Origin of the sequence: Pelagibius sp., assembly GCF_028281305.1 — a bacterium.
Classification (GTDB): Bacteria; Pseudomonadota; Alphaproteobacteria; order Kiloniellales; family Kiloniellaceae; genus Pelagibius.
This window is the reverse complement of sequence record NZ_JANQKD010000042.1, coordinates 1-4,184: the sequence shown is the minus strand read 5'-3', so window position 1 is coordinate 4,184 and position 4,184 is coordinate 1. Positions and strand designations below refer to the sequence as shown.

General features: G+C 68.3%; 7 protein-coding genes. 3 read left to right on the top strand and 4 right to left on the bottom strand.

The features are described 5' to 3' along the window. The first annotated feature begins 164 nt into the window (after positions 1 to 164). Together Q0982_RS09865 and Q0982_RS09860 are read left to right on the top strand one after the other, a co-directional pair. Positions 165 to 941 carry a class GN sortase gene (locus Q0982_RS09865; protein WP_299394803.1) on the top strand — a complete coding sequence of 259 codons (777 nt, stop codon included), beginning with the start codon at positions 165 to 167 and terminating at the stop codon, positions 939 to 941. Continuing rightward, positions 931 to 1,083, top strand: a complete 153-nt coding sequence (locus tag Q0982_RS09860; RefSeq protein WP_299394802.1) for a hypothetical protein — start codon at positions 931 to 933, stop codon at positions 1,081 to 1,083. The genes Q0982_RS09865 and Q0982_RS09860 overlap by 11 nt, the downstream gene beginning before the upstream one ends. A 217-nt stretch (positions 1,084 to 1,300) precedes the next feature. Here the strand turns inward: Q0982_RS09860 and Q0982_RS09855 are convergent, their stop codons facing one another. From Q0982_RS09855 to Q0982_RS09840, 4 genes are all read right to left on the bottom strand, one after another. Then, on the bottom strand, positions 1,301 to 2,038 hold the full coding sequence (locus tag Q0982_RS09855) for a DUF899 family protein (RefSeq protein ID WP_299394799.1): 738 nt from the start codon (positions 2,036 to 2,038) through the stop codon (positions 1,301 to 1,303). A gap of 124 nt (positions 2,039 to 2,162) precedes the next feature. Continuing rightward, entirely contained in the window at positions 2,163 to 2,600 is a 438-nt protein-coding gene (locus Q0982_RS09850) for an SRPBCC domain-containing protein (protein WP_299394797.1), read from the bottom strand. Positions 2,601 to 2,636: 36 nt separating this feature from the next. After that, on the bottom strand, positions 2,637 to 3,122 hold the full coding sequence (locus tag Q0982_RS09845; protein WP_299394794.1) for an SRPBCC domain-containing protein: 486 nt from the start codon (positions 3,120 to 3,122) through the stop codon (positions 2,637 to 2,639). Next, the gene (locus Q0982_RS09840) at positions 3,119 to 3,496 is read right to left on the bottom strand and encodes a helix-turn-helix transcriptional regulator (RefSeq protein WP_299394792.1); all 378 of its coding nucleotides are present in this window, start codon (positions 3,494 to 3,496) and stop codon (positions 3,119 to 3,121) included. Before Q0982_RS09840 ends, Q0982_RS09845 begins: the two co-directional genes overlap by 4 nt. A gap of 146 nt (positions 3,497 to 3,642) precedes the next feature. Here Q0982_RS09840 and Q0982_RS09835 point away from each other — a divergent pair. Beyond that, positions 3,643 to 4,184, top strand: a 542-nt coding sequence (locus Q0982_RS09835; protein WP_299394789.1) for a DEAD/DEAH box helicase family protein, incomplete at its 3' end; no start/stop codon positions are given.

The following is a 4,184-nucleotide window of genomic DNA, read 5'->3' as shown; positions in this document are numbered from 1 at the left end:
GCCAGCACCGCTGCTGCAGCAGGCCGATGCTGCCAATGGCGGCCAGCCGATCGTGCTGCCGCAGGGTGCGACCGCAGCCGAGCGCATGGCCCTCTTCGGCGGCCTCGCCCTGACCGCCGGCCTGCTTCTGCTGTTCCTGATGCGTCGGCGAAAGGCGGCCCAGATTGCTTAGCGCTTCGAAAGCCAGGCAGGCTTTCTTCGGCCTCGCCCTGCTGCTGGTCGGCCTCGGCCTCTGGCAGCTCAGCGGGGCCGCGCTGATCCACGGCAAGGCCTGGCTCGCCCAACACCTGATGGAGCGCGCCTGGACGCAGACCCTGGCGGGGGCCGACACTGTCAGGCCCTGGCCCTGGGCCGACACCTGGCCGGTGGCCCGGCTGCAGGTGCCGGCAAGGGACATCGACCTCTTCGTGCTGGCCGGCGCGTCAGGCCGCACCCTCGCCTTCGGGCCCGGCTGGGTTGCCGGCACGGAGCGCTTGAACCACGACGTGCTCGGCGGTCACCGCGACACCCACTTCGCCTTCCTGCGCCATATGGAGCCCGGCAGCCGCTTCCGCCTGCAGGACCGCAGCGGTGCCTGGCGGGACTACCGGGTGCAAGGTCATGCCGTTCTCGACGTGCGCCAGGAAGTGATCCTGCGGCCCGGCGAGGGCCGGCACCTGCTGACGCTGGTCACCTGCTATCCCTTCGACGCCGTCGCGCCCGGCGGCCCGCTGCGCTACGCGGTCACCGCCGAGGCCATGGATGCCGCCGCCGGGGAAACCACTGCCGGGGAAACCACTGCCGGGGAAACCACCGCCGGAGAGACCGCCGCCGGAGAGACCGCCGCCGGAGAGACCGCCGCCGGAGAGACCGCCGCGACAGATCACGCCGACTTCATTGGGGGAGACATCACAACCGGGGGAATTGAACCAGGAAAGGTACCCTCAGCCCATGCTCTTTGACCCCACGCTCATGACCCAGCACAAGCCGGGACCGCTGGACCGCGGCAGCCGTCTGCGCCGCTGGTCGGCGCGGCTTTTCGTCCTTGCCTTGGTCGGTGTCGGCCTCGGCGCCGCGCTGCTGCTCTTTGCGCCGCTGCTTTAGGCGCCCCTGCTTTACGAACAGTGCTTTGGAAACGGAAGACCCCGATGGCATCCATCCCGCTCCGGCCATTCGCCGGCCCCGCCACGCCGACTCTCGCGCCCGCCCAGGACCCTCAATTGCGGAGTACTCCCAGTGAAGAGGAGGGCGCAGTGGCTCTGCGCCAGGCCTTCCGCACGCCGCCTCCCTTGATGGGCGGCGGCTGGAAGGGAACCAGGCGTCAGTCGTAGCGCAGGCTCGGGAACCAGTCGCCGCGGCCTTCCGGCAGCAGGTCGAAGAGGTGCCAGACCGGCGACATCAGATCGATGCCGCGGGCGAGGTCCGCACCGATGGGCGCCGAGCCCGTGTAGAAGTGATAGACGCGGCCGTCCTCGCCCTTGCGGAACACCGAGACGCCCGGCCACTGGCCGAAGTCGTCCTCCATGCCGAAGTCGGCGTTGAAGCTGGTGTCGTGGCTGGACAGCAGGCGCAGGTGGCTCCAGCCCCGCGCGGCGGCGAAGGCCCGCAGTTTGCCGATCTCCGCCTTCGCGACCAGCACCAGCGCGGCCCGCTGGCGCACATGTTCGGCCACCGCATCGTAGCCGTCGGCCCACATGGTGCACATGGGACAGGGGTTTTCCGCCGCCGCGCCGAACATGAAGTGAATGAGGATGAGGTTCTCCTTGCCCGGGGCGAAGAGGTCGCTCAGCCTGGTTTCGGTCATCTCGGCGGCATCGTTGCGCGAGAGCTCCGCGGGCCCTTCCCGGAAGACGTAGTCGGTCTCCAGCCGCGTGCCCAGGGGCAGACGCCGGCGCAGGGCGGCCACCTTCTCGCGCTGCTCCTTCAGCGCCACCTCGGCCTCCATAAGCTCACTGCGCAGCCTGCGCTGCTTGTCGCTGGAATGGGGCAGCAGGACCGGCGAGCGCGCGGCCATGCGGGCCAGGGCTTGTTGCATTGGGTTGTATTGCGTCGCGGGCATGGTTGGCTCCTCTGAGGTTTAGCGGTTCCGGCCCGCTCCCCCGCCCGGCCACCCAGCGCCAGAATCCTAGTGGGTGGCCGGGCGGGGGAGCGGGCTGGCACCGAAACTGAGCGAAGCGGAAAACCTAATCCTCCACGAAGGGGACGAACTTCTCGAAGCAGGCCGTCCAGCCGCCGTTGTGCAGTTCGGCCATGGCCTGATCGGTGAAGCCTTCATGGGTCAGGGTCAGTTCCGAGCCCTCACCCAGCGGTTTGATTTCCACGGTGACCAGGGTGTCCCTGCCCGCGGTCGCCGAAGAAGACCAGGTGAAGACCAGCCGCCGCGGCCGCTCGATCTCCCGGTATACGCAGCGGTGGGCATAGGTTTCCTCACCCTTCATGACGAAGTCGAAGCGCCCGCCGACGCGCAGGTCGAGTTCCAGAGCGGCCATCACCATCTCCCCCGGCACCAGCCACTGGCGCACCATCTGCGGATCGGTCCAGGCGTCGAAGACCAGTTCCGGCGTGGCATCCAGACGCCGGGTCAGGCGCACCACCGGCTGGCTCAAAGCCGTCTCCACCATTGTCCGTCTCCCATTGCTGTGTCGCAAAGGTTTCGTTCAGCGCTTCAGCGCCGCTTCCAGCTTGTCGAAGGCGCTGTTCCAGCCGCCCTCGTAGTTGCCGGAGGTCTCGGCATCGGGGAAGCGCTCGTGGATCAGGGTCATCCGCGCAGCCGGCTTGCCGTCGGCGGTCTCGGCCTCCTCGATGCCGATGGTCAGGCGGCTTTCGACGCCCTTCAGGCCGCCGCCGGCCCAGGACATCACCAGCCGGCCCGGCGGATCGATGACCTCGAAGACGCCGTGGTGCTCGTGGTCGTCCGCGCCGCGCATCAGGACGTGATAGGCGCCGCCCACTCTCAGATCCACGGCGGCATCGGCGACGTGCAGGTCGAAGGGGCAGAGCCACTGGCTCAACTGTTCGGGCTTGGTCCAGGCGTCGAAGACCGCCTGGGGCGTGGCCTCGTAGACGCGGGTGATCCTGACCGTCGGCGCAGTCCCGAAGGCCGCGGCCGGCGCCACGCTCTCGCTGCTCAGCGCATCGCTCATGACTTTCGTTCCTTTCCATCAGATCCGTGGGGGGAGGTGTCCGGGGTTTTCTGCCGCTTGAGGAAGGCGTCCAGGGCGTCCAGCCGGGCCTCCCAGAAGCGCCGGGTCTCTTCCATCCAGCGCGCCGCCTCCAGGATCGGGGCGCCTTCGAAGGAAAGCTGATGCACCCGGCCCTGCACGTCGCGCTTCACCAGCCCCGCCCGCTCCAGCACGGCGACGTGCTTGGAGACGGCGTTCAGGGACATGTCGAAGGGCTGGGCGATCTCGGTCACCCGCGCCTCCCCCGCCATCAGGCGGCCCAGAATGGCCCGCCGGGTCGGGTCGGCGAGGGCGGAAAAGGTGCGGTCCAGGCGCTCTTCAGAATATTCAACCATTTGGTTGAATATATGAGATTGCGGACCGGCCGTCAAGAGGCCGGCCGCGCGCTCCTGCCAGGCTCCCGACTCTCCTGACAGACTGCTGGCAGGAGGTCTCCTTCTGGCCTCTGGCATCGATGGGGGCACGGCGCCTATAAAGAGGCATGCCGAACTCCGTCCTCACCCCCTTCCCGGCCAAGCCGGTGGACGTCGCCGCCGGGACGCCCTTCAGGATCGATTCCGACTTCGTGCCGGCGGGCGACCAGCCGCAGGCCATCGCCGAGCTGACCGGCGGCCTGGGCGAGGGGGAACGCGATCAGGTGCTGCTGGGGGTGACCGGCTCCGGCAAAACCTTCACCGCCGCCCACATCATCGCTGAGCTGCAGCGCCCCTCCCTGGTGCTGGCGCCCAACAAGACCCTGGCGGCCCAGCTCTATGCGGAGATGAAGTCCTTCTTCCCGAACAACTCGGTGGAGTACTTCGTTTCCTATTACGACTACTACCAGCCGGAAGCCTACGTCCCGCGCAGCGACACCTATATCGAGAAGGAGAGCTCGATCAACGAGCAGATCGACCGTATGCGCCACTCCGCCACCCGCGCGCTCTTCGAGCGCCGCGACGTGGTGATCGTCGCCTCGGTCTCCTGCATCTACGGCATCGGCTCGCCGGAGACCTATGCCACCATGATCGTGGAGGTGAAGGCCGG

What these genes read in the sequence shown, in the direction of transcription:
- Q0982_RS09860 (WP_299394802.1), top strand. Translation starts at nt 931, where the DNA reads ATGCTCTTTGACCCCACGCTCATGACCCAGCACAAGCCGGGACCGCTG.
- Q0982_RS09845 (WP_299394794.1), bottom strand. Translation starts at nt 3,122, where the DNA reads ATGAGCGATGCGCTGAGCAGCGAGAGCGTGGCGCCGGCCGCGGCCTTC.
- Q0982_RS09855 (WP_299394799.1), bottom strand. Translation starts at nt 2,038, where the DNA reads ATGCCCGCGACGCAATACAACCCAATGCAACAAGCCCTGGCCCGCATG.
- Q0982_RS09850 (WP_299394797.1), bottom strand. Translation starts at nt 2,600, where the DNA reads ATGGTGGAGACGGCTTTGAGCCAGCCGGTGGTGCGCCTGACCCGGCGT.
- Q0982_RS09840 (WP_299394792.1), bottom strand. Translation starts at nt 3,496, where the DNA reads ATGGTTGAATATTCTGAAGAGCGCCTGGACCGCACCTTTTCCGCCCTC.